The following is a 21,544-nucleotide window of genomic DNA, read 5'->3' as shown; positions in this document are numbered from 1 at the left end:
CGCCTTCCGGGGCCGCTCGTTCGGCGGAGCGACTCACTCGCCGGGCTGTAGTCGATCCGCGTACACGCGCCCGAACGCGTTCCGCCGGAGCGTCGCGACCGCGGCCTCGGGTTCGTTCTGGAAGGTCGCGGCGACGACCGCGTCGGCGAACCGCGCGTCGTGCCAGACGACGTTCTCGACGTGTTCGGATCCGAGCAGCGTGAGGGCCTCGTCGTCGACGTCCTCGGCCGCCAGCCACTCGTCGAACTCCTCACGGTCGCCGACGTGGACCGCGAGCAGCGAGGCGAAGATCGCGTCCCGGGCGGTCTCGATAACGTCGCCGTCGACGCGCTCGTCGTATTCCTCGGGAGGCAGCTCCATCGCCTTGGCCGTCTCCCTGACGACGACCTGGGCCGCCGGCCCCGCGGTGTCGTACTGCTCGCGTGCCTCCTCGATCGTCGTCGGCGCGAAGACGCCCCTGCGTTCCATGGACGGCCGTTACGCGGGGACTCAAAAGGGGTTTCCGCTACGCGTCCGCGTCGGTGTCGGAATCGGCAGCCTCGGGGTCGGCATCGGCGGCCTCGGGGTCGTCGGCAGCGTCCGTCTCGCCGTCGTCCTCGCTCAGCATCTCCCGCGTCAGCTCGCGTGCCTCCTCCAGGACGGCCGCCGTCTCGGCGTCGACGTCCTCGCCGCGCGTGTCGATGTTGTGCCCCATCCCGCCCTGCCCGTGCTGGTGGCCCACGTCCGGTCGCCCGCGGTCGTGGTCCTGGGTCGTGTCCTCGAACACCTCGTGGTACTCGGCGTCCTCGGCGTGCGGCGTCACGTCGGCGGCGAGCGCCTCGGGCTCGCGCTCGGCCCAGTCGTCGACGTGGTCGTCGAGCCACGCCTCGTGGTCCTCGCCGTGGAGCATCGCCGTGAACGCGAGATGATGCGCGAGGTGTTCGCCGTCACGCTGCGGGATCTCGCAGACGGGGCACGCGTATCCCATTACTACGTTGGAGTTGGACGAGGAGCGGTTTGAAGGCACTGACTACGCGCTGGAGCTGTTGAAAGGGGCCTGCATGGCTCCAGTTTATAAATGGAATGTGCAGATGCAGACGACGCCGTGTTCGAGGGTTTCACAAATGTTGGAGATGGCCTCGGCCGCTCTTGCCTATAAGAGGGTTTGGGCAGGTGAGACGGTCCTGCGCTTGACAGTACCGCAAACATCCAGAAAGCCCTCGGCCGCTCGCGGTCGCTGAGCGACATATCCACGCCTCTCCGCACCGCCCGGCGCGGATAGGGGTCGGCTCAGCGACTCCGTTACACCGCGACCGGCACTCGCCCTTTCAGTCCGCCAGGACAACGACCGCGACAGCAACCGCAACCGCGACAGCCCAGCTACCGCAAGCCTCCCCCCCCCAGCCTCGGCCGGGGCGCGCCGGCACCGCAACGCATCGGCGCGCCACCGGCCTCCCTCGCACGCGTTGCTCGCGCGCGCCGGCCGCCCCGCACCGCATCGCACCCCGACAGCCGGCGAACGCAACCCTCAACGACCGCCGCGAGCGACGCTTCGCCACCACTCCGGGGCGGGACTGAAAGGGGCAGCCGCTGAGCGGAACGCCCTGCGAAGTAAGCACCGCAATCCCGGCGAGCGACCGAACGAAGTGAGGAAGCGAGCCGGGTGAGGAGCGCAGCGAGCAGCGCGACCGCTCAGCGGCTGGGGCTTTCTGGGTATGCCGAGTGGTGGCGTTAGCGACGATAGCCAATCTTGTTTATAAGTACGACCGCTCAGCGGCCACTCCTCTTAAACCATACTGAGTGATGTCGCCGGCGACGCGCCAGCATTCCAGTGGCAAACTGCTCGCAACCCACTCCACGCGAGGGTTTAAATATCAAACCGCGACCAATGAGCCATGGTCGAGCACCGAGACGAGAAATACGGCGACAGACGAGGCAACTAAAACCGCTCAATCATCCGCGACAGCAAATCGGTCGGGGTCGGCGTCGGCGACGGGCGTGGTCAGCTTCGAGACCCCGACCGTCAACAGGGCGGCGAGGACCATCAGGGCGAGGGCGACGTCCCAACCGCCGTAGCTGCGGGCGAACAGGGGCACGCCCGCGACGGGCGTCGCGGGGACGAAGACGTGCGCGAGGTAGACGACCTGCGGCACAGCGATGCCGACGAGCATGCCGTCGCGCGTCGCCCCGGGCCAGTAGAGCGCGACGAGGACGACCGGCGCGAGGAGGGCAAACCCGGAGAAGGCGGTGCTCCCGACCTCGATGAGCGTCCCGGGGCGCGTGAGGCTCGCACCGAAGGCGAGGACCGCGAAGACGGCGACGCCGACGCGGGCGACGAGCGCCTCGCGGTCCTCGCTGGCGTTCGGCCGCCAGAACGGGCGGTAAAGGTCCCGGGTGAAGTAGGAGGAGCCGGACAGCAGCATCGAGTCCGACGAGGACATCATCGCCGCCATCGCGCCGGCGATGACCAGCGCCGCGAACCAGGTCGGCGTGTACTCGTTGAGCAGGACCGGAAGGACGTTCGCGCCCTCCGGCACGTCGATGGGCAGCCCAGCGGCCCACGCGCCGAGCATGAACGCCGGGACGAACAGCAGCAGCACCAGCACGGGCCACAGCGCGAACGAGCGCTTCAGCACCGTGCTCGACTCCGCGACGAAGAAGCGCTGGTTGATCTGCGGGAACATCGTCACGCCGAACGCGATGGTGACCGCCGTCGAGATGATGAACTGCGGGGAGTACAACCCCGTACCGAGGGTGGCGAAGTCCGGCCGCGCCGTCACCATCGCTTCCGTCGCGGCGCCGACGCCGCCGACGCCGGCGAGCACCCAGGCGACAGCGACCCAGACGACCGAGAGCATGAAGAGGCCCTGCACGGTGTCGGTCCAGGCGACGCCGCGGAGCCCCGAGAGCACGACGTAGACGATCATGAAGCCGGTGATGAGCGCCGCCCCGCCCCAGTACGGGACGGCGCCGCCCGTCAGGCCGACGATGGCCTCGCCCGCGCCCATCTGCTGGAGCATCACGTACGGGAACAGCCAGAGGAGGCTCACGCCCGCGACGAGCGCGCGGAGCGCCGGCGAGCCGAAGCGGTCCCCGAGCATCTCGCCGAGCGTAACGTAGCCCTGCCGCTGGCCGACCAGCCACTGCTTGTACCCCATCACGTACCAGAGGATCGCGAAGAGGACGCCGTCCATCACGCCCATCACGAGGATCCACTCGGGCCCGGCCGCGTACGCGAGGTTCGGGCCGCCGAAGAAGGTGAACGCCGACAGCAGCGTCGCGAACGTCGTAAACAGCAGCACGAGTGTCCCGATCGACCGACTCGCGAGGTAGTAGTCCTCCGCGCCGCGCTCGGCGACGCGGTACGCGACCAGCCCGATCGCGAGCGCGACGACGAGGTACGCGACGACGATGCCGAGCTGGAGCCCGAGGTTGCCAGTCTGGAGCAGTGCCACGGAGGGACCGCCGCCGAGGCCGGGCATCAGTTACGACCCCCCTCTACGTCGACGCCCATCAGGCGATCCCACGCGCCGCCCGTGAACCGGTAGAAGACGAGGGCACACAGCCCCATCCAGCCGACGTGCCACCACACCCAGACCGGCAGGCCGGCGACGACGTCGTCGACGCCCCACAGGAACCACGGGACGGCGAAGATCACCAGGATAGCAAACACCGGGATCCACACCAGATCGCTCTTCGAACGAACCATTATCTATCGTTTACCACAAACAACCCCTTAAAAGCTATTGATACTGAACATAGTTGCGTTTCGAAGAAAAATATTCATCAAAATCGCCGGACGCTCGGCGTTCGCGCCGATCCGATTCGACCGTTCGATCGGTTTGGAGGCCGGTACGATAGCTATTTCCGGCGCACGACCGTTATTTTTGAACGTGACGGCAGCCGCCGTCCGTTCATCATCACCATCACCCCCGGGAGGGGATCTCACATGGAAGACACAGCCAAATACCTCATTCACGTCACCATCGCGGCCGACGGCGTCGTCGAACGCAGCGACGTCGTCGGCGCGGTGTTCGGCCAGACCGAAGGGCTCCTCGGCGAGGAGCTGGACCTCCGTGACCTCCAGGAGTCCTCGAAGGTCGGCCGCATCGACGTCGCGATCGAATCGGAAAACGGCCAGTCGTTCGGGGAGATCACCGTCGCCTCCAGCCTCGACAAGGTGGAGACGGCGATCCTCGCCGCCGCGCTCGAAACGATCAGCCGGGTCGGCCCCTGTCGGGCCTCCGTCGAAGTCACCAGCATCGAGGACGTCCGCGCGGCCAAGCGCCGCCGAGTCGTCGACCGCGCGAAGGAGCTGCTCGCCGACGGCTTCGAGGAGACCGCGCTCTCCAGCGACGAGGTCCTCGAGGAGGTCCGCGACTCCGCCCGCGTCGAAGGCATCACGGACTACGAGGGGCTTCCCGCCGGCCCCCGCGTCGGCGATTCCGACGCGGTCATCGTCGTCGAGGGACGCGCCGACGTTCTGACCCTCCTCGATGCGGGGATCAAGAACGCCATCGCCGTCGAGGGCACCGACGTCCCCGACGCCGTCGCCGACGTAACGAAGGACCGGACCGTCACCGCGTTCCTCGACGGCGACCGCGGCGGCGAGCTGATCCTCCGCGAGCTGGGACAGGTCGGCGACGTCGACTACGTCGCCTTCGCGCCGGCGGGCAAATCCGTCGAGGAGCTCGACCGCGGCAGCGTCCTCGAGGGACTGCGAGGTAAGGTCCCCTACGAGACGCTCGCCGACGAGCCGAACCTTCGCGAGGCGGCCGGAGACCCTCCGACGGGGTCGCCGACGACTGAGTCGTCGACCCCCGCGGAGGACGGCCTTGCAGACACCAACGCCGCTGACACCAGCACCGACACCCTCGACGCCAGCGCCACCGACGTCGACGAGGCCGACGCGGACGTCGTGAACGACCTCGTCGAGGAAGTCGCGAAGTCGGCCGCGAGCGCCGGTGCCAGCGCGACCACCGATTCGACGGCCGACGCGACCGGGAGCGGGGCCAGCGCGGACGTCGGCCCCATCGACGCGACCGCGGAGGCGGACGCGACGGGAGCCGGCGCGGAAGTTGTCCCCGACGCCGACGTGGAATCGGCGCAGGGAACCGAGCCGCACGCGAAGTACGAACTCTCGGCCGAGCCGGCGTCGGAGTCGGCCTCGGAGCCCATCGAGGAGACGGAAACGGCGGAAGCGCCGGACCCGGAACCATCCGCTGACGCGGAATCGGCCGCTGACGCGGAATCGGCCGCTGACGCGGACGCCGACTCGGACTCGACGAGCGGGTCGAACACCCTCCGTGACCACGTCCGGGCAGTCGTCGACGGGAGCGGTCGCGCGCGCTTGCTTGACCGGGACGGCGTCGTCCTCGAGGAGGTCGACGCCGCCGACGCGTTCGACGCCGTCGAGTCCGCCGATCCCGTTCCGCACGCAGTCGTCGTCGACGGCGAGATCGACCAGCGCCTCCTCGACGTCGCAGCCCAGCGCGGCGTCGCGGAGCTGTTCGGCACCGGCAACGGCGAGTTCGTCAAACAGCCCATCGGGACCCGCGTCCGCACGGCTGCGGACCTCGGTATCGAGGCCTGAGACGGCTGCGGCGCTGTTTCTTTGGACGTCGTCCACCGTCGGACGCGACGGCTTCGGGGGGACGAATTACCGTTCGAGTCGATAGCAGAGCGCGTCGCCGTTACCTTCGGCGTACGCCTCCGGCCGTCTGTCGACCACCTCGAAGCCGAGGTCGTCGTAGAGCGCTCTTGCGGCGTCGTTTTCGGGCGCGACCAGCAGCGTCACCGGACCGGTAGTTTCAGCCAGGACAGTCTCCATCAGCCCGCGAGCGCGACCCTCGCGCCGAGATTCGGGGAGCACCGCCATCTCGGCAAGGTGGATCGCGTCCTCGCCGTCGACCGGGAGGAGGTAGCCTACTGGCGCGCCCGCGGTGTCGACGGAGACCCGGAGCGCGTCGACCGCGAGCCCGTACTCGAGCAGGTCGGGGCTCGGCTCGCGGAGGTGCTGCTGGATGCGGGCGAGGACCTCGGCCTCCCCGGGGCGGGCGCGTCGCACGCGCGGGTCCGGGGTAAACGCCGCGTCGGATCCGGATCGGTCGTCGGTCGGGGATGCGTCTGGCGGGGTCATGGCAGTGGGAGGAACGCGGTTGCGAGGCCGACGGCGACCAGCGCGCCGGAAAGCGTCGCGAGGAAGTTGACCTGCTGGTTGCCGATGCGGTCACCCTCGACGAGCGCGCCCAGGAGGCTGTCGGCGGTCATCCCCGCGAAGCCCGCGAAGACGACGACGCCGCCGCCCACGAGCGTGGAGCCGAGGGGCATTCCGGCTGCGGCAAGCAGGCCGATCAGGAGCGCACCGCCGATGCCGGCGAGCTCGCCCTGGAGCGTCACCGCGCCGTCGGTGCCGGGGTCGACGGGCTCGAACGTCGTCACGAGCCGCGGTTCGTCGAAGAGCCCGCCGATCTCCGAGGAGAGCGTATCAGCCATCGCCGTCGCGACCGCGCCCGCGAACGCGTACGCGAAGACGAACGCGGGGACGTCGACGTGCTGGGTCGCCGCGTAGCCGACGACCGCCGCGAGCGCGACGGCGGAGTTCGCGAGGACGTTGCCCGTGCCGCGGGCACCCTGGTTCTCCTGGGCGACGCCGCGGGCGGCCTTCTCCTCGAACCGGAACTTGGCCGCGAGCCCGCCGACCGCGTAGAAGGCGATGAGGACGACGAACCACCCGACGCCGCCGAGGACGATCGTGAGGAGTCCCAGCAGGACGCCGGTCAGCATCCCCGCAATGGAGGCCGTGCCGAGCGCGTAGGAGACGTAGCCGAGCGCGACGGTGACGCCGAGCGCCAGCACGATGCCCTCGGGGCTGACGGTCCGGACGAGTTCGGCGAACAGCCAGAGGAGGAAGCCGGTCGAGAGGATGACGACGGGGTCGTCGCGCGCGAGTAACACCGCCCGGAGGAGCGCCCCGGCGAGGGCGCCGACGGCCGCGAGGAACGCGAACAGCGGCAGGTCGAGCGCCGCGCCGGTCTGGAGAACGACGACGACCTGCGCGGCCACGCCGCCGAGGAAGCCGCCGGCGACGAAGCCGGTAACCAGCAGGAAGTCGTCGTCGGTCGCCAGCCGGGCCAGCTCCTTGCCGACGTTGCCGACGGCGACGACGAGGACGGCCGCGGCGAAGACGAACGTCGGCATCGGGACCGCGGGGATCGTCGCGAACAGCGCGAGCCCGGCCGCGGCGAGGGAGAACCCGGCGAGGCCGTTGAGTCGGCGGTCGCGTCGGTCGCCCGGTCGGGCGAACAGCTCGAAGAGCGGCCCGTCACGAACGCCGAAGGCGGCGAGGGCCGCGACGAGGCCGAACGGGGCGGCTGCAGCCCGCCCTAATTGGGGGGCCACGAGCGCGAGCAGCGCGACGGCGGCGAAGGCGCCGGCCCGTCGAAGCCTCGAAGTCACGTGTCCGGGATATCGGCGACGCGCACTTAACGGTCCCGACATGCGGGCTTTCGGGGTGATACCGCGATCCACACACCCGCGTCGGGGGGCGGAGGCCTGAATCGAACCCGCGCACCCCGGACTCGCGGACTCACGAACTCACGGACCGGCGGGCCGGCGGGCCGGCGGACTCGCGGACCGGCGGACTCGCGGACCGGCGGACCCGCGCGTTTTTGCGTTCGGCCGACGTCCTGTCGAGCGTGGGAGCGTACGACGCCTATCTCGCGGTGCGCCATCGGCTCCACGACGCGGAGTCGCCCAGTCACGTCGCCGTCGTCATCACGGAACGGGACCTGCTGGAGCAGGGGGCCTACGACACCCTCGAACGCTTCCTGACCTGGGCCGTCGAGTACGGTGCCGAGCGCGTGACGGTGATGGTCTCCGTCCTCGACGAGGCCGTCGTCTCGACGCTCACCCGCCAGCTCAGCGACCTCGAGGCCCCCCGGCAGGTCGCCGTGCGCGGCCCGGACGACACCGAGCGCGCGGACGCGCCGATCACGATCAGTATCGGTCTCGGCGGCAAGCGCGAGTTCGCCGACGCGGTCCAGGAGATCGCGGCCGACGTCGACGCCGGCGACCTCGCCCCCGACGAGATCGACGAAGCCGAGATCTCGGACCGGCTGGTGTTCCCGGCGGAACCGGACCTGCTGATAAAGACCGGTGCCGAGCGCCTCTCCGACTTCGCCATCTGGCAGTCGGTGTACTCGGAGCTCTACTTCACCGACGTCAACTGGCGCGACTTCCGGAAGCGCGACTACCTGCGCGCAGTGCTGGACTACCAGAACCGGCAGCGTCGCTTCGGCCGATAGGGAATCGGTTCAGGTCGGTTCTGAGTGTTCCTGATAGTAGGTGGGCAGCCGATCCTTTCTCGGGAGCGGCCGGGGTTGCCCGATAATGACCCATCGGTTGATCGGTCGTCGTCGCTGGCGACACCACTCAGTATTTTAAAAGCTTCAGTCGCTGAGACGGTTATGCTTATAAATGAAGTCGGATTTCGTCGCTGCTTGCGACACCACTCGGCACGCCCAGAAAGCCGCAGCCGCTGACCGCTCACGCTTATAAATGAAGTCGAGTAATTTCGCGGGTGACACCACTCGGCACACCTCGAAAGCCCCAGCCGCTGAGCGCTCGCGCTGCTCGCTGCGCTCCTCACAGCTCGCTCCCTTCGGTCGCTCGCTGATTGCGGTGCTTGCGTCGCAGGGCGTCCCGCGCAGCGGCTGCCCCTTTCAGTCCCGCCCCGGAGTGGTCGCCGGGCGTCGCTCGCGGCGGTTCTTCCGCGGTCGTCGCTCGCCGGCCATCCGGCCTGCGGTGCGGTCGCGGCGGCGCGCGCGAGCAACGCGTGCGAGGGAGGGCGGGGCGCGCCGAGCGGTGCCGTGCCGGCGCGTCCCGGCCGAGGCTGGGGAGGACTGAGGAATTGCGGTTGCTGTCGCGGTCGCGGTGCTGTCGCCGTCGAGGTCCTGGCGGACTGAAAGGGCGACGGCCGGTCGCGCCAACGGGGAGTCGCTGAGTCGACCCCTATCCGCGCCGGGCGGTGCTGAGAGGCGCGGATATGTCGCTCAGCGACCGCGAGCGGCCGAGGGCTTTCTGGGTGTTTGCGGTGCTGTCGAGAGCAAGACCGTATCACCGATTCAAACCTGCTTATAAAGAGCGGCCGAGGGCTTTCTGGGTGTTTGCGGTGCTGTCGAGAGCAAGACCGTATCACCGATTCAAACCTGCTTATAAAGAGCGGCCGAGGGCTTTCTGGGTGTTTGCGGTGCTGTCGAGAGCAAGACCGTATCACCGATTCAAACCTGCTTATAAAGAGCGGCCGAGGGCTTTCTGGGTGTTTGCGGTGCTGTCGAGGGCAAGCCCGTATCACCTGTTCAATCTTGCTTATAAAGAGCGGCCGAGGGCTTTCAGGGTGTTTGCAGTGCTGTCGAGTACAAGTCCGTATCACCTGTTCAAACCTGATTATAAAGAGCGGCCGAAGGCTTTCCCGGTGTTTGCGGTGCTGGCAAGAGTGGCAGAGTCTGTATCTTTAAATATAACTTATAAACGAAAGCGTCCGAAGAGCGTCAAACAGCCCACCTCGCTGTCGAGAGAACGAACGGAGAAGGCATCCGGAATTCGACGGGCAAATTCGACCGAACGGTCGTCATCTATAATCACCTGTGCGCTGAACTACGGACGCATGTCATCGGAACAAGTCGTCGAGCTGCTCAAGAAGGCGTACAGCGACGAGATCGAGACCGTGATGAACTACCAGACCAACGCCATCGTCCTGGACGGCGTCCGGGCGGAGGAGATCAAGGAGAGCCTCCAGGCCGACGTGCAGGAGGAGCTCGGACACTCCGAGATGCTCGGCCAGCGACTCAAGCAGCTGGGCGCGCGGCCGCCGGGATCCGCCGAGTTCGAGGCGCAACAGGACAGCCTGCAGCCGGTCGAGGACTCGACGGACGTGCTCTCGGTGATCGAGGGCGTCATCGACGCCGAGGAAGGCGCCATCGAGACCTACCGGTCGCTCATCACGGCGGCGGAGGAGGCGGACGATCCGGTGACGGAGGACCTCGCGGTCACGCTCCTCGCGGACGAGGAAGCGCACCTGACCGAGTTCAAGGGCTTCCGGAAGGAATACCGACAGGACTGACGACGCAACAGCCCTGGAGCGACTAACGCTTCGTCATGCTTTTTACTGCGCCCTCGAAGGGATGCACATGAGCGAGAGCGACAAATATCCGGCCGAGTCCGATCGCCGACGGTTCGTGAAGGGTGTCGTCGGCGGGGCGGCGCTGGCGGGCGTCGGCACCGCGGGGTCGGTGACGGTCAACTCTCTAACGTCGGCTGCTGGTGCTGGTGGTGGCCAGACGACGGCGATGGCCATCGAGAACACGGGCGGTCCGGCACCGCGCGGGATGCCGCAGATCCCGGTGGAGATCACCGACGACGGCTTCCTCCGCGGGAAGTGGCCGGAGGTCACCACTGAAACCCAGCAGGGCGTCGAGATCCAGGTCGCCAAGGAGGACATGCCGGGCGGCGTCACCTACTCCGGCGAATGGTTCCAGTACTGCGGGCTGGAGGGCTACGAGAACATCGAACCCAACTACGAGTCGGACAACATCTTCCGCGCGTCCTCGACCGGCTACGACTGGCAGACCGAGGAGTACGAGGCGGGCGAGAAGGTTCGCGCCGACTCGTTCGAGAACTACAAGGAGTGGGGCAACGGCATCGGGGAGGCCGGCGTCGGTAAGCCCATCTCCGCGACGTGGCGCTCCCAGGACGCCAACAACACGATCCCCGTGGTGGTCATCCGGTCCGAGCTGATCGAGGAGGCCGCGAAGGACAACGAGTGGCTGCAGGCCTCCACCGAGAACGGGTTCATCGCCTGGCTCAACGTCTGTACCCACTTCTGCTGTGTCCCGGGCTACAAGACGACCGGGGACTCGGCCAGTTACGGCGCCGAGAACGGCGTCTACTGTCCGTGCCACCAGTCGACCTACGACCCGTTCAGCATCGTCGAGACCATCTTCGTCGCCAACCCCCGCCCCGACGACTGATCGGCGCTTCGTCGTCACCGACCGCGGTTTCTCTTCGGATTTCGCCACCTCGAGAGCTCGAAACGCTGCCCCGTTTTCGTCGTCGAGCGCTGGTTCCAATCCCCACGACCGAACCCCTTATTCGGGTCCAGCGACTACCTTTAAATGGACAGAGGGAGCCCGACTCCCGTGCGCATTCGCGCATGAGGAAAGTCCCCCCACCGGCTGGACAGGCGACCGGGCACAAGCCCGGAGTCGGAGACGGCTGGCTCTGGAACAGCAACGACACCCCCCGCCCCGACCGATGAGGTGCGTCGGCCGCATCGCGGTCGCCGGCGCACGCGGCCTCGCCGCGTGCGTGCGAACCGTCCCGCAAGGGAAGGGAGCTAACCCACCGAGGGCGCGTGGTGCCTCGCACCACGTCCGGCGCTCGCGGCCTCGCCGCGAGCGCGACGGGCGGGAAAGGATGGAACGGCGAATCCTCGCCGGTGCAAGTCCGTGCCGTTAGGTAGTCCGGCCAGGGCGCGGACGCTTAGCCGAATGTTGGGTCGAACAGAAGGGGGCTTACTCCCCTCAGTCCGTTCTTTCAGTCATGAGCGAAGCGGCTATTCTGATAAATAGCGTCGGCTAGCGGCGCTGGCGACACCACGCAACGTGTCTTGAAGGTCCAACCCGAGCAGTCGCGCTTATAAAGTAAGTCGGGTGTCGTCGCCGGCGACACCACTCGGCACACTGGGAAAGCCCCAGCCGCTGAAGCGGTCGCGCTGCTCGCTGCGCGCCTCGCCAGCTCACTCGCTGCGCTCGTTCGCTGGCTCGGTGCCTGAGGCGAAGCCTCAGACTAGCGAGAGCTTCGCTCTCGCGTCGCTTGCGTCGCAGGGCGTCCCGCGCAGCGGCTGCCCCTTTCAGTCCCGCCCCGGAGTGGTGGCCGGGCGTCGCTCGCGGCTGTGGAGTCGACGACGCTTGCCGGCTGTCCGGTGTGCGGTTGTGGCGGCGCGCGCGAGCAACGCGTGCGAGGGAGGCCGACGCTGAGGCGGGTTCTGTATTCAGAAATAGGCTGAAACAGCCATTACAGGAAGATTGCGGATCCATTACGCTACAAACCGATCCCAGCAAGGATGACCAGACAACCGATCCCGAAAAAGAAAATGCCCAAGAGACGGGAGTATAACTTCTGCTTCTGTTCCGCTCTCTCGGGATTGGTCCGCCACTGTCGGGGAGTCGCGTGATTTCGTACTTGCTGGGGAAAGTAGTAGGAGTAGATCCCACAGACGACCATGACGAGGCCTACGATAATATCAAAAGGGTCCATCAGTCCCGTTTAATCAATACTCGGTGAAAAGAATAGCTCAGTAACCACGGAAAGTTCGTTTCCTGAACAGACCGAATCAGGAGACGCAATTTCGTCATCAACACTGAATACAGCACTGTATTCCCAACTACCGATAAGCAAGAGTGGGGAGGGCTTGCCCCGTGCGGTGCTATCAAGTGTAGCAGCGTCTGCACCTGTTCAGTCGCCTTCGGAGTACTGCAGTCGCTATCGAGGGGTGCCGTTTATAAAAAGAAACGAAAGATGGAGGGCCGAAACCGTCCGATAGCGGTCAGTCGTCGGCGGGCGCCGCGCCGGACGTATTCCGCGTCGTCTCCGGGATGTCGAACCCGGCGAGGGCCATCCCGAACAGGATCAGCGGCGAGAGGAACCCGAACAGGTAGAACGGCGCGTACTCCAGCGTCGGGACGCCGGTGACGGAGGCCATGTAGACGCCGCCGGCGTGCCACGGGATGAGCGCGCCCGTCGGCGTGCCGGCCGCCTCGACGGCGCGGGACAGCTGGTCGCTGTCGAGGTCGTACTCGTCGTAGAGGTTCCGGAGCGTCACGCCCGGCAGGACGATGCTCATGTACTGCTGGGCGGTGAGCAGGTTGATCGCGATGGCCGAGAGCCCGGTGCCGGCGACGAGGCTGCCGGAACTCCAGACGCGCTCGGCGAGGTCGTGCGCGAGCACCGCGAGCACGCCCGTCTTCTCGAGGAGGCCGCCGAGCGTCAGCGCCGCGACGACGACGGTGATCGTCCACGCGGAGCCGGTGAGGCCGCCGGAGCCGAGCAGGTTGTTCACCAGGTCGCTCCCGGTTTCCGGCGACGTGCCGTACATGAAGATCTCCCAGGCGGCGACGAAGCCCGCGCCCTGCGCGAGGATCGTCGTGAAGACGCCCGCGAAGACGCCGGCGACGAGCGCCGGGAGCGCGGGGTAGCCCCGCAGCGCGAGGCCGAAGGTGACCGCCAGCGGGACGAAGACGACCAGCGAGAGGTTGTACGTGCCCGAGAGGGCGGTCTGGATCTCCGACAGCTGGTCCGCCGGGATCGCGCCGGCGGTCTGGAGGCCCAGCGCCGCGAAGGCGACGACGGCGATGCCGAACGCGGCCAGCGTGCCGGTCCGCATGCGGTAGATGTGGTCGTACAGCGACGTGTTCGTCACGCCGGCCGCGAGGTTCGTCGTGTCCGAGAGGGGCGACTGCTTGTCGCCCGCGTACGCGCCGGAGAGGACGGCGCCGACCGTCATCGGACCGGAGACGCCGAGGCCGGCGCCGATGCCGACGAAGGCGACGCCGAGTGTGCCGACGGTCGTCCACGAGGAGCCGATGGAGAAGGCGACGACCCCGGAGAGGATCGCCGCGGCGGGGAGGAACGTCTTCGGGGTGAGCAGCTCCAGCCCGTAGTACATCAGCCCGGGGATGGTGCCGGCGCTGATCCACGTCGCGATCAGCGCGTAGATGGTAAAGAGGATCAACAGCGCCTGGAGCCCCATCAGGAGCCCGTTGGCGACGCCGTCGAACAGGTCGTCCCAGCTGTACCCTAAGTAGAGGCCGACGCCGGCGACGAAGACGATACTCCACAGCAGCGGAACGTGGGGGTCCAAACCGAGGACCGCGGACCCAATACCGAGGAACGCGACGATCGCGAGGACCGGGATCAGCGCCAGCCGAAACGAGGGCCGACGGGAGGGATCCAGCTCCTCGTACGTCGTCGGAGTGAACTCACGTGTCATCACCCGGTATATGCCCTTGAAGCATATATACACATTGGATTATGTCCAGTAAGAATGTGTGCGGTTCTCACGGGGGCTGGTGGCACGGGACTAGCGGAGTCGTCACCCTCGGCACGTCCGGAGGGAGCGGCGGCCTAGCCGGGCAAACGGACGCGTTTATCCCCGCGGGCCGAGTATCCCCGGTAACATGATATTTGAGGGCCTCCCGACCACGCCACGTGCGGAGGAACTCCTCGACAAGGCGTTCTCTCGTGCGTCCCGGGCCGGCCGCGCGAAGGATGGCCGCGAGGCGCAGGAGTCGATGCTCCGGACGTCGGGGAACATCCTCTCCGACAACCTGGAGAACGTCGTCACCGCCTGGCCGGACTTCGAGTACGACGTCAGCCCGTTCTACTACGAGCTGGCCGACGCCATCGTCGACGTCGACGAGCTCCGCCAGGCGCTCTCCGAAGTGATGTGGGCGAGCCGCCAGATCGAGGACATCCGCGACGAGTACACCTCAAAGGTCCGGAAGACGGACGTGGACACCGCGCGCAAACACCGGAAACAGGCGTTCGCCCGCATGGCGGACATCATGGACCAGATAGAGGACGAACTCCGGACCATCGGTGACGCCCGCGACGCGCTGCGGGACCTGCCGGACATCCGCACCGACGAGCCCGCCATCGTCGTCGCTGGCTACCCCAACGTCGGGAAGTCGTCGTTCGTCAACATGGTCACTCGCGCCTCCAACGAGATCGCGGAGTACCCGTTCACGACGCGCGGCATCCAGATCGGCCACTTCGAGCGCGACCACATCCGGTACCAGATCATCGACACGCCGGGGCTGCTCGACCGCCCGCTGGAGGACCGCAACGACATCGAGCTGCAGGCCGTCTCCGCGCTCGAACACCTCGGGGACTGCGTGCTGTTCATGCTCGACGCCTCCGGCAACTGCGGGTACCCCGTCGACGTCCAGCTGGAGCTGCTCGACGAGCTCGAGGACCTGTTCGGCGAGGACATCGAGATCCTCACCGTCTGCAACAAGAGCGACCAGTCGACCGACGTCGAGGCCGACTACTACATGAGCGTTGCCGAGAACGAGAACGTCGACGAGGTCCTCGACGCCGCCGTCAGGGCCGTCGACTACGAGCCGGAGCTGCCGAGCCGCGGCGAGCAGGACTGAGCAGCGCTCCTTCTTTACAAAGGGCAGTCGCACGTTGCCAGCGACGCGTCTCCGTTCGTCGCCAGCAACCGTCTATCCTCACCCGTCGCCAGCGATGGGTCTCCGTTCGTCGCCGGCGACGACTCACTCCTTCCCGTTGATGTGGAAGTCCGGCGACTCCGAGCGCGGGGCGGCCTCCTCGAGGAAGCGAACCGAGGGGCTCGCGACGAAGGCGACGAGGGACGCGAGGAAGACGGGGGTGATCGCCGCGCCGTCCGTGAGCGCGATGGCGATGAGCGCCGACGAGAGCGGCGTGCCGGTGACGACCGAGTTGAACGCCGCCATCCCCGCGAGCATCGCGAGTATCGGCGGGAGCCCCGGAACGACTAACGCGGCGGCCTGCCCGACCAGCGCGCCCATGAACATGTGCGGGATGATCAGCCCGCCGATCCAGTTACCGTGGATGGTGAACGCCGCGGCGACCATCACCGCGGCGAGCGTGAGCAGGAGCGTCGTCAGCGAGAGCTCCCCGACGCCGCTCAGCAGGACGTTCATCTTCTGTCCGCCGTAGAAGTACGAGAGCGGGACGAGCCAGCCGAGGACGCCGATGACGCCGCCAGCGACGGTCGTCCGGACGTACACCGCCAGCGACGCGCGGCGGAAGGCGCCGCCGACGAGCGAGAACGACCGCGAGTAGACGAGCCCGAACGGGATACAGATGGCGCCGACGCCGACGGCCCAGCCGAGCTTCGGGATCGTCGTTGCCCCGATGGAGGCCGCCGTCCACCTCGGGAACAGCGCCATCCCGCCGATGGAGGCCTCGACCAGATAGCCCGCGAACGACGCGACGAACGTCGGGATGATCGCCTCGTAGTACTCCAGCCCGCGCTCGTGGGGAAGCTCCAGCCAGAGCAATGCGCCGCCGATGGGCGCCCCGAGGATCGTCCCGAAGCCGGCGCCCATTCCGGCCAGCGTTAGCAGCTTCGTCGAGTTCTCGAAGCCGAACAGCTCGGAGACGTACGTCCCGAAGGACCCGCCGACGACGGACATGACGCCCTCCGGCCCGGCGTTCTGCCCGGCCACGAGCCCGATCAGTCCGACCGGAAGGATCGGAACGTTGTCCGCCATCTCGACGCGACCCTCGGTGTGGAACTCCTGGACGAGCGTCGAGAGCGCGCCAGGGTAGAACGTCGAGTAGAGGATGCCGCCGATGAGGATCCCGGCGCCCAGGCTCACCGGGACGCGCCAGAAGGTCGCGTCGAACGTCGCCCAGAGGTGGTGTTTGACAAAGAGCCAGCCGACCCGGAACCCCGTCGCGACGAGCCCGACCGCGATGCCCAGCACGGCGGCGACGACGAGCAGATGGTGGAACTCCTGTTCGTCCAACTGACCGGTTTCCATTACGCGACGGTTGGGGCGGGAGCATGGCTTGATTTACGTTCCGCGGCGCGCTCGCCAGTCGGTGCCGCGTCGCGAACGTCGGTCTCGTCACCGCCGGATGCCTGGATATCGTCACCGCTGGACGGCCAGGACCGGCACGTCGCCGTCGCGGATCACCTGCTCCGTGACGCTGCCCCGGAGGAACCGACTGACGCCGGAGCGCCCGTGGGTGCTCATCACGACGAGGTCGACGTCGTTGGCCGCCGCGTACCCGAGGATCGCTCGGTCCGGGTTCCCGAACTCGACGGCGCCAACGACGTCGACGTCGCGCTCGCGCGCCTCGTCGACGATGCGCCGCGTGGCCTCGCTGCCCTGCTCGTGGAGGGTCTCCAGCTTCTGGTTCCCGCGGCCGACGATGGCAGCGCTCTCGCTCGTCTCGAGGACGGCGAGGACGTGGACCGTGGCGTCGTAGCGCTCCCCGTGGCTGAACGCGTGCTCCGCCGCGTCGAGGGCCGCCTCGCTCCCGTCCGTCGGGACGAGGATCGCGTCGTACATACGAACCACACTGGACTGGAGGGACAAATAGGCTGTCGCGGACGACGGCCTGGGGCAACAGCGTTCGCGTGCGACGGCCTCGAGCGGCCGATCCCCGACGTCAGGGTGCGAGCAGCAGCCCCGCGACGGCGATACTGATAAACACGAGCTTCATTGCGGTGTTGAGGACGACGACTTTCAGCCCGAACTCCGGCCCCCAGATGCCGAACTGGAACGGGATGGAACGCTTGAACGTCGACACCGCGAAGGAGACGATCCCGCCGAGCAGCATCGTCGCGACCGCGGTCCGCGGGGTGAAGGTCGTCCCGATGAGCGGCGCGATGGCGGCCCCGCCCGCGGTCGTGTCGAGCGCGTAGACGACGATCACCGGGACCGCCGCGCCGGGGAGCCCGACCAGCGAGGTGAGCGGGTCCGCGAGCGCCGTCAGCGACTCCAGGTCGTAGTAGGTCGTGAAGGCGACGACGAGCGTGTAGATCACGGCGAGCCGCGGAACGATCCGGCGGAGCGTGCCCGCGCTCTTCGCCGCGGCGTTGCGAACGCGCTCGCGACGCGTCGCGTCGTCACCCTCCGGCCCCGCCGCGTCGACGTCGGCGAGCGCCGCGCGGTCGACGTTGCGCTCGGACAGCAGCACGCCGCCCGCGAGAATGCCCGTCACCGTGATCGCGAGCGAGATGCCCGCCCGCGCGGAGACGTACATGACGCCCGTGTACGTCCCGAGGATGGGGATCAGGACCGGGACGTAGTAGGTGAGGACGTGCTGCAGAAAGCCGAAGAACGTGTTGATCATGACGGCGATCAGCGTCGCGCTGTCGTCGAGGAACCCGGACTCACGGTACTCCGCGAGCGTCGCGTAGCCGGCCGTGGTCGACGCCGCCGTGGTGAGGATGGCCGTCCCGACCTCGTCCGGCAGGTTCGCGGGCCGGGTGAGGTACCCCGCGACGCCCGCGACGTACTGGATCAGCCCGAACGCGACGGCGACGTTGGCCACGAAGACGCCCGCCGTGATGAACACCGTAATCCGCAGGAGGCGCGGGACGACCTGCGAGAGCAGCGCCGCGAGTTCGCCAACGACGGATTGCACGTCTTCGCGGAGGGGTTCGGTGGTAAAAGGCGCGTCGAAGAATGCGACTGATTCGAGTTCGGATGATAAAGTGCGGACGCAGCTGTGCTTGCCAGCAACGGAGACTCTTTGAAATCCCCTTGTCGCTCTTTATAAACAGAGCTGAACAGGTAATACGGGCTTGCGCTTGACAGCACCGCAAACGTCCAGAAAGCCCTCGGCCGCTCGCGATGCCCAGGTTTGGACAGGTGGTACGGGCCTGCTCTCAACAGCACCGCAAACACCCAGAAAGCCCTCGGCCGCTCGCGGTCGCTGCGCGACATATCCGCGCCTCTCCGCCGCGAAAGACGGTCCGGGCTGCCTGCAGTAGCGGGCTGCCGGGCTGCGACTTTCTGGCCTTCGTTCGCTCCGCTCACGAAGGCACCGCCCGGCGCGGATAGGGGTCGACTCAGCGACTCCCCTGCGGCGCGACCACTGGAAGACGGTCCGGGCTTCCGTTACGTCTCTCCGCACCGCCCGACGGACGGGTCCGGGCTGCGACTTCCATGGTCTCGTTCGCTGCGCTCACGAGAGCGGCCGTCGCCCTTTCAGTCCGCCAGGACCGCGACAGCAACAGCAACCGCGACAGCACCGCCCAGCTACCGCAAGCCTCGGCCCTCCCCAGCCTCGGCCGGGGCGCGCCGGGACCGCACCGCGGCGGCGCGCCCCGCCCTCCCTCGCACGCGTTGCTCGCGCGCGCCACCGCACGCCGCACCGCGACCACCCGGCAGCCGCCGCGGTCGACGCGCCGGCCAGCACTCCTGGGCGGGACTGAAAGGGGCAGCCGCTGAGCGGGACGCCCTGCGACGCTAGCACCGCAACGGCGAACGAGCGAAGCGAGTGAGCCGTGAGGAGCGCAGCGAGCAGCGCGACCGCATCAGCGGCTGGGGCTTTCTGGGCATGCTGAGTGGTGTCGCTCGCAACGGCAGCCGATCCTGTTTATAAATGCGACCATCTTAGCGACGTGGATCTTCTACGTGTGCCGAGTGGTGTCGCTCGCGACGACAACCAATCAACCGGAGCAAGGAGATCAGCCGGAAACACAAAATCGCCGGAAGAAGCCCGGAAATCGGGGTGACAAACCGAGATCGGAAACTGACTCAACCAAACACTCCACCAGGCGCCGTTACTCGACGCGGGTCATGAGCCCGAACAGCTCGTCGCGGTACTGGTCGGGAGTCAACCCGAGGTCGATGTCGACGGTCACCTCGATCGCGGAGGAGAGCTCCCGCGTGACCTCGCGGGCGAAGTTCTCGCCCGGATACGCACCGCCGGCGACGAGGACGCTGTCCTCGTGGTGCCAGACGCCGAGGTGCCCGGCGATCGTGATCTCGTCGGCCTCGAGCGTCACCGTCCGGTCGTCGTCGACCGGGAACTCGATGGGCCCGAACCGGAGGACGCCCTCGAAGTTCGTCTGCCGGGCGTCCTCGCCCGTCTCGACCTGGAACGATCCCGCGTCGGACTGGCTGACCTCCTCGACGCCGGCGTTTTTCATCTGGTCTCTCAGCTGCTGGCGGGACTGGGACTCGATCTCGTCGACGATCGACTCGCGACCGACACCGGCCGGGAGACTCGTGATGTCCGGGTCGAACGTGACCCGGCTGGCGAAGAAGGACGCCGGCGCCTCGGAGATCTGGCCGAGCGTCTTCTCGGCCAGCTGTTTCCGGAACGCCGCGTCCGCGTAGATCTCGGTCGTCGCCGTCGCCGTGAGCTGCTGCCCGGCGTACTCCCGTTCGAACACCGTCCGCTGCTCCTCCCGGGCGAGCTCCCAGCCGCCCTCTTCGAGCCGGCTCTCCGGGACCTCCGGCGGACGCGCCCGCGCGCTCGCCACGCAGCCCGAAAGGCCCGCGAGTCCGACTCCTGCCGCCGCACCGATGAACGTCCGTCGATCCATGTGAGTTTCATCTGCACTCGCCACTGAAAAACACATCGCGAGGCTGAAGCATCGGCCACTCCGAAGTAGCCGCTGACGAGGGGTTTTAGCGGCCTCATCACCACGATCCCCCATGGAGTACCGGTTCGAGCTGGCGCTGTGTGCGGCCCTCGAGCAGCCGGACCGGATCGTGGCTCGCCAGCTCGGCGCCGCCGTCGACGTGCCGGGCAGCCGGATCGTCGACACCTGCCTGCTGGAACCCGGACCCGACTTCGCGGACCGCGCGGCGATCTCCCCCGACGTGATCCCCCCGGCGGCCGTCGAGAGCGACGTGGGGCCCGGGACGGCGGTCCCGGTTACGGAAGCGATCGACCGGCCGCCGGAAGCCGCCCGCCGCGTCGCCGAGCGCGCCGTCGAGGTCGGCTACTTCGAGCGCGACCGGCGCGACGGTGACGAGTGCGTGCGCGCGACGACCCGTTATCCGGACGACTGGTTCGACTCGCTGGTCGCCATCGAGAACAAGCCCGACCTCGGGACGCCCGGCGACCTGGAACTCCAGCTCCGGTTCGACGTCGCGCTCGGCCTGTTCGAGGAGGTGTACCTCGCGACGGAATCGTACGTCACGCGAGCGCACCTGAACCGCATCCCCGACGCGGTCGGTGTCTGGCGGTTCGACCCGGAGACGGGCGAGCGAGAGGTGGTTCGCGAGGCCGAGACCGCCGCGGCGTCGACCGCGGTCGACGAGCCCGGGATCGAGATCCGGGAGGAACATGGGCTCCGCACGGACGTCGCCGTGGTTTCCCCGGCGGCGAAGGCGCGCAAGCGACGGCGGATCGCCGAGCGGGCGTACGGCCACGGCTGGCGCCCCACGCCGCCCGCCTGCGCCGCGGCGACGACGACGGCCGACGGTCGTCCGTACTGCACCGAGTACGAGCGCGTCGTCGACCCCGGCGCCGACTGCGGGACCGACTGTCCCGCCTACGCCGCAGCCGACCCACCCGAGACCGAGCGCGAGACGCTCCGGGCCGAGCGGTCCGCCTGGGTGGCCGACGCCGACGTGGCCCCTCGACGACAGGCGGGGCTCGGCCGGTTCGTCGACGCGGAGTGAGGGGAGTGGCGGTCGGGCGGGCGACTGGGCGGCGTTCAGAGCCGGGCAGCCGTCCGCGACGGCAATCACGAATTTCCCTTCGCCGGGCGAAGCGACCCCATGTCCGACGGTCCAGCTGGCCCGGGGAGTCGCGACGACCTCCCGAGCCACGAGCCGGAGCTGCGCGAGGACGTTCTCAGCATCGTCGAGCACAACCAGGGCTATCCCGCCTCGGGGATCGCGTCGATCGCGTCCGACCAGGGCCACGAGAAGTCGCGCATCCGCGACGTGCTGGCGGACCTCGTCGAGCGCGGGAAAGTCGTGAAGGAGGAGGGCCGCTACTGGCCGGCCGAGCACCTCGGCGAAGAGGAGTAGCG

General features: G+C 68.0%; 18 protein-coding genes and 1 other RNA gene. 8 read left to right on the top strand and 11 right to left on the bottom strand.

Going from position 1 to position 21,544, the window contains the following annotated elements:
• Positions 1 to 33: 33 nt before the first annotated feature.
• From ACQE3M_RS01730 to ACQE3M_RS01715, 4 genes are all read right to left on the bottom strand, one after another.
• Positions 34 to 468 carry a DUF5809 family protein gene (locus ACQE3M_RS01730; RefSeq protein ID WP_430503740.1) on the bottom strand — a complete coding sequence of 145 codons (435 nt, stop codon included), beginning with the start codon at positions 466 to 468 and terminating at the stop codon, positions 34 to 36.
• A 37-nt stretch (positions 469 to 505) separates the two neighbouring features.
• Positions 506 to 967, bottom strand: a complete 462-nt coding sequence (locus ACQE3M_RS01725; RefSeq protein WP_430503739.1) for a DUF5810 domain-containing protein — start codon at positions 965 to 967, stop codon at positions 506 to 508.
• Between the two features lie 961 nt (positions 968 to 1,928).
• Positions 1,929 to 3,461: a sodium:solute symporter family protein gene (locus tag ACQE3M_RS01720; RefSeq protein ID WP_430503738.1), complete on the bottom strand. Its 1,533-nt coding sequence runs from the start codon at positions 3,459 to 3,461 to the stop codon at positions 1,929 to 1,931.
• Positions 3,461 to 3,688, bottom strand: a complete 228-nt coding sequence (locus ACQE3M_RS01715; RefSeq protein WP_430503737.1) for a DUF3311 domain-containing protein — start codon at positions 3,686 to 3,688, stop codon at positions 3,461 to 3,463. The genes ACQE3M_RS01720 and ACQE3M_RS01715 overlap by 1 nt, the downstream gene beginning before the upstream one ends.
• A 240-nt stretch (positions 3,689 to 3,928) precedes the next feature.
• On the opposite strand from ACQE3M_RS01715, the gene dnaG reads away from it, so the two are divergent.
• Complete coding sequence (gene dnaG, locus ACQE3M_RS01710; protein ID WP_430503736.1) at positions 3,929 to 5,572, top strand: DNA primase DnaG; 1,644 nt, start codon at positions 3,929 to 3,931, stop codon at positions 5,570 to 5,572.
• A 66-nt stretch (positions 5,573 to 5,638) separates the two neighbouring features.
• On the opposite strand, the gene ACQE3M_RS01705 is transcribed toward dnaG, so the two are convergent.
• Positions 5,639 to 6,118 carry a GNAT family N-acetyltransferase gene (locus tag ACQE3M_RS01705; RefSeq protein ID WP_430503735.1) on the bottom strand — a complete coding sequence of 160 codons (480 nt, stop codon included), beginning with the start codon at positions 6,116 to 6,118 and terminating at the stop codon, positions 5,639 to 5,641.
• Positions 6,115 to 7,479 (bottom strand): DUF92 domain-containing protein, encoded by a 1,365-nt coding sequence (locus tag ACQE3M_RS01700; protein ID WP_430503734.1) that lies wholly within the window; start codon positions 7,477 to 7,479, stop codon positions 6,115 to 6,117. The genes ACQE3M_RS01705 and ACQE3M_RS01700 overlap by 4 nt, the downstream gene beginning before the upstream one ends.
• A gap of 197 nt (positions 7,480 to 7,676) precedes the next feature.
• Here ACQE3M_RS01700 and ACQE3M_RS01695 point away from each other — a divergent pair, with 197 nt between their 5' ends.
• From ACQE3M_RS01695 to rnpB, 4 genes are all read left to right on the top strand, one after another.
• Positions 7,677 to 8,285, top strand: a complete 609-nt coding sequence (locus ACQE3M_RS01695) for an undecaprenyl diphosphate synthase family protein (RefSeq protein WP_430503733.1) — start codon at positions 7,677 to 7,679, stop codon at positions 8,283 to 8,285.
• 1,361 nt (positions 8,286 to 9,646) lie between these two features.
• Positions 9,647 to 10,102: a ferritin-like domain-containing protein gene (locus ACQE3M_RS01690; RefSeq protein ID WP_430503732.1), complete on the top strand. Its 456-nt coding sequence runs from the start codon at positions 9,647 to 9,649 to the stop codon at positions 10,100 to 10,102.
• 67 nt (positions 10,103 to 10,169) lie between these two features.
• Positions 10,170 to 11,009 (top strand): QcrA and Rieske domain-containing protein, encoded by an 840-nt coding sequence (locus ACQE3M_RS01685; protein ID WP_430503731.1) that lies wholly within the window; start codon positions 10,170 to 10,172, stop codon positions 11,007 to 11,009.
• 147 nt (positions 11,010 to 11,156) lie between these two features.
• An RNA gene (gene rnpB, locus ACQE3M_RS01680) (RNase P RNA component) lies at positions 11,157 to 11,567 on the top strand.
• Between the two features lie 1,019 nt (positions 11,568 to 12,586).
• Here rnpB and arcD read toward each other — a convergent pair.
• A complete protein-coding gene (gene arcD / locus ACQE3M_RS01675) occupies positions 12,587 to 14,029 on the bottom strand; it encodes an arginine/ornithine antiporter ArcD (RefSeq protein WP_430503730.1) in 1,443 nt (480 codons plus the stop codon).
• Positions 14,030 to 14,216: 187 nt separating this feature from the next.
• Here arcD and ACQE3M_RS01670 point away from each other — a divergent pair, with 187 nt between their 5' ends.
• Entirely contained in the window at positions 14,217 to 15,194 is a 978-nt protein-coding gene (locus ACQE3M_RS01670; RefSeq protein WP_430503729.1) for an NOG1 family protein, read from the top strand.
• A 123-nt stretch (positions 15,195 to 15,317) separates the two neighbouring features.
• Here ACQE3M_RS01670 and ACQE3M_RS01665 read toward each other — a convergent pair whose 3' ends face one another.
• The 4 genes from ACQE3M_RS01665 to ACQE3M_RS01650 all read right to left on the bottom strand — a co-directional run bounded on the left by ACQE3M_RS01665 (position 15,318) and on the right by ACQE3M_RS01650 (position 20,101).
• Complete coding sequence (locus tag ACQE3M_RS01665; RefSeq protein ID WP_430503728.1) at positions 15,318 to 16,574, bottom strand: chloride channel protein; 1,257 nt, start codon at positions 16,572 to 16,574, stop codon at positions 15,318 to 15,320.
• Between the two features lie 111 nt (positions 16,575 to 16,685).
• Positions 16,686 to 17,108, bottom strand: a complete 423-nt coding sequence (locus ACQE3M_RS01660; protein WP_430503727.1) for a universal stress protein — start codon at positions 17,106 to 17,108, stop codon at positions 16,686 to 16,688.
• Between the two features lie 100 nt (positions 17,109 to 17,208).
• Entirely contained in the window at positions 17,209 to 18,189 is a 981-nt protein-coding gene (locus ACQE3M_RS01655; protein WP_430503726.1) for a nucleoside recognition protein, read from the bottom strand.
• A 1,144-nt stretch (positions 18,190 to 19,333) separates the two neighbouring features.
• On the bottom strand, positions 19,334 to 20,101 hold the full coding sequence (locus tag ACQE3M_RS01650; protein WP_430503725.1) for a DUF6517 family protein: 768 nt from the start codon (positions 20,099 to 20,101) through the stop codon (positions 19,334 to 19,336).
• Positions 20,102 to 20,213: 112 nt separating this feature from the next.
• Here ACQE3M_RS01650 and ACQE3M_RS01645 point away from each other — a divergent pair, with 112 nt between their 5' ends.
• Both ACQE3M_RS01645 and ACQE3M_RS01640 read left to right on the top strand, forming a co-directional pair.
• Positions 20,214 to 21,188, top strand: coding sequence for a DUF5787 family protein (locus tag ACQE3M_RS01645; protein WP_430503724.1), 975 nt, complete (start codon positions 20,214 to 20,216; stop codon positions 21,186 to 21,188).
• Between the two features lie 99 nt (positions 21,189 to 21,287).
• Positions 21,288 to 21,542: a hypothetical protein gene (locus tag ACQE3M_RS01640; protein ID WP_430503723.1), complete on the top strand. Its 255-nt coding sequence runs from the start codon at positions 21,288 to 21,290 to the stop codon at positions 21,540 to 21,542.
• Positions 21,543 to 21,544 lie beyond the last annotated feature (2 nt).

Origin of the sequence: Halosubterraneus shenae, from assembly GCF_050510935.1 — an archaeon.
In the GTDB taxonomy this organism is placed as follows: domain Archaea; phylum Halobacteriota; class Halobacteria; order Halobacteriales; family Haloferacaceae; genus JBDGPU01.
The sequence above is the reverse complement of the archived record's forward strand: the minus strand, read 5'-3'. Positions and strand labels throughout refer to the sequence as shown.

Coding starts and splice junctions, on each gene's coding strand:
- dnaG (WP_430503736.1), top strand. CDS start 3,929: ATGGAAGACACAGCCAAATACCTCATTCACGTCACCATCGCGGCCGAC.
- ACQE3M_RS01730 (WP_430503740.1), bottom strand. CDS start 468: ATGGAACGCAGGGGCGTCTTCGCGCCGACGACGATCGAGGAGGCACGC.
- ACQE3M_RS01720 (WP_430503738.1), bottom strand. CDS start 3,461: ATGCCCGGCCTCGGCGGCGGTCCCTCCGTGGCACTGCTCCAGACTGGC.
- ACQE3M_RS01650 (WP_430503725.1), bottom strand. CDS start 20,101: ATGGATCGACGGACGTTCATCGGTGCGGCGGCAGGAGTCGGACTCGCG.
- ACQE3M_RS01700 (WP_430503734.1), bottom strand. CDS start 7,479: ATGTCGGGACCGTTAAGTGCGCGTCGCCGATATCCCGGACACGTGACT.
- ACQE3M_RS01640 (WP_430503723.1), top strand. CDS start 21,288: ATGTCCGACGGTCCAGCTGGCCCGGGGAGTCGCGACGACCTCCCGAGC.
- ACQE3M_RS01660 (WP_430503727.1), bottom strand. CDS start 17,108: ATGTACGACGCGATCCTCGTCCCGACGGACGGGAGCGAGGCGGCCCTC.
- ACQE3M_RS01670 (WP_430503729.1), top strand. CDS start 14,217: ATGATATTTGAGGGCCTCCCGACCACGCCACGTGCGGAGGAACTCCTC.
- ACQE3M_RS01690 (WP_430503732.1), top strand. CDS start 9,647: ATGTCATCGGAACAAGTCGTCGAGCTGCTCAAGAAGGCGTACAGCGAC.
- ACQE3M_RS01705 (WP_430503735.1), bottom strand. CDS start 6,118: ATGACCCCGCCAGACGCATCCCCGACCGACGACCGATCCGGATCCGAC.
- ACQE3M_RS01725 (WP_430503739.1), bottom strand. CDS start 967: ATGGGATACGCGTGCCCCGTCTGCGAGATCCCGCAGCGTGACGGCGAA.
- ACQE3M_RS01685 (WP_430503731.1), top strand. CDS start 10,170: ATGAGCGAGAGCGACAAATATCCGGCCGAGTCCGATCGCCGACGGTTC.
- arcD (WP_430503730.1), bottom strand. CDS start 14,029: ATGACACGTGAGTTCACTCCGACGACGTACGAGGAGCTGGATCCCTCC.
- ACQE3M_RS01665 (WP_430503728.1), bottom strand. CDS start 16,574: ATGGAAACCGGTCAGTTGGACGAACAGGAGTTCCACCATCTGCTCGTC.
- ACQE3M_RS01715 (WP_430503737.1), bottom strand. CDS start 3,688: ATGGTTCGTTCGAAGAGCGATCTGGTGTGGATCCCGGTGTTTGCTATC.
- ACQE3M_RS01645 (WP_430503724.1), top strand. CDS start 20,214: ATGGAGTACCGGTTCGAGCTGGCGCTGTGTGCGGCCCTCGAGCAGCCG.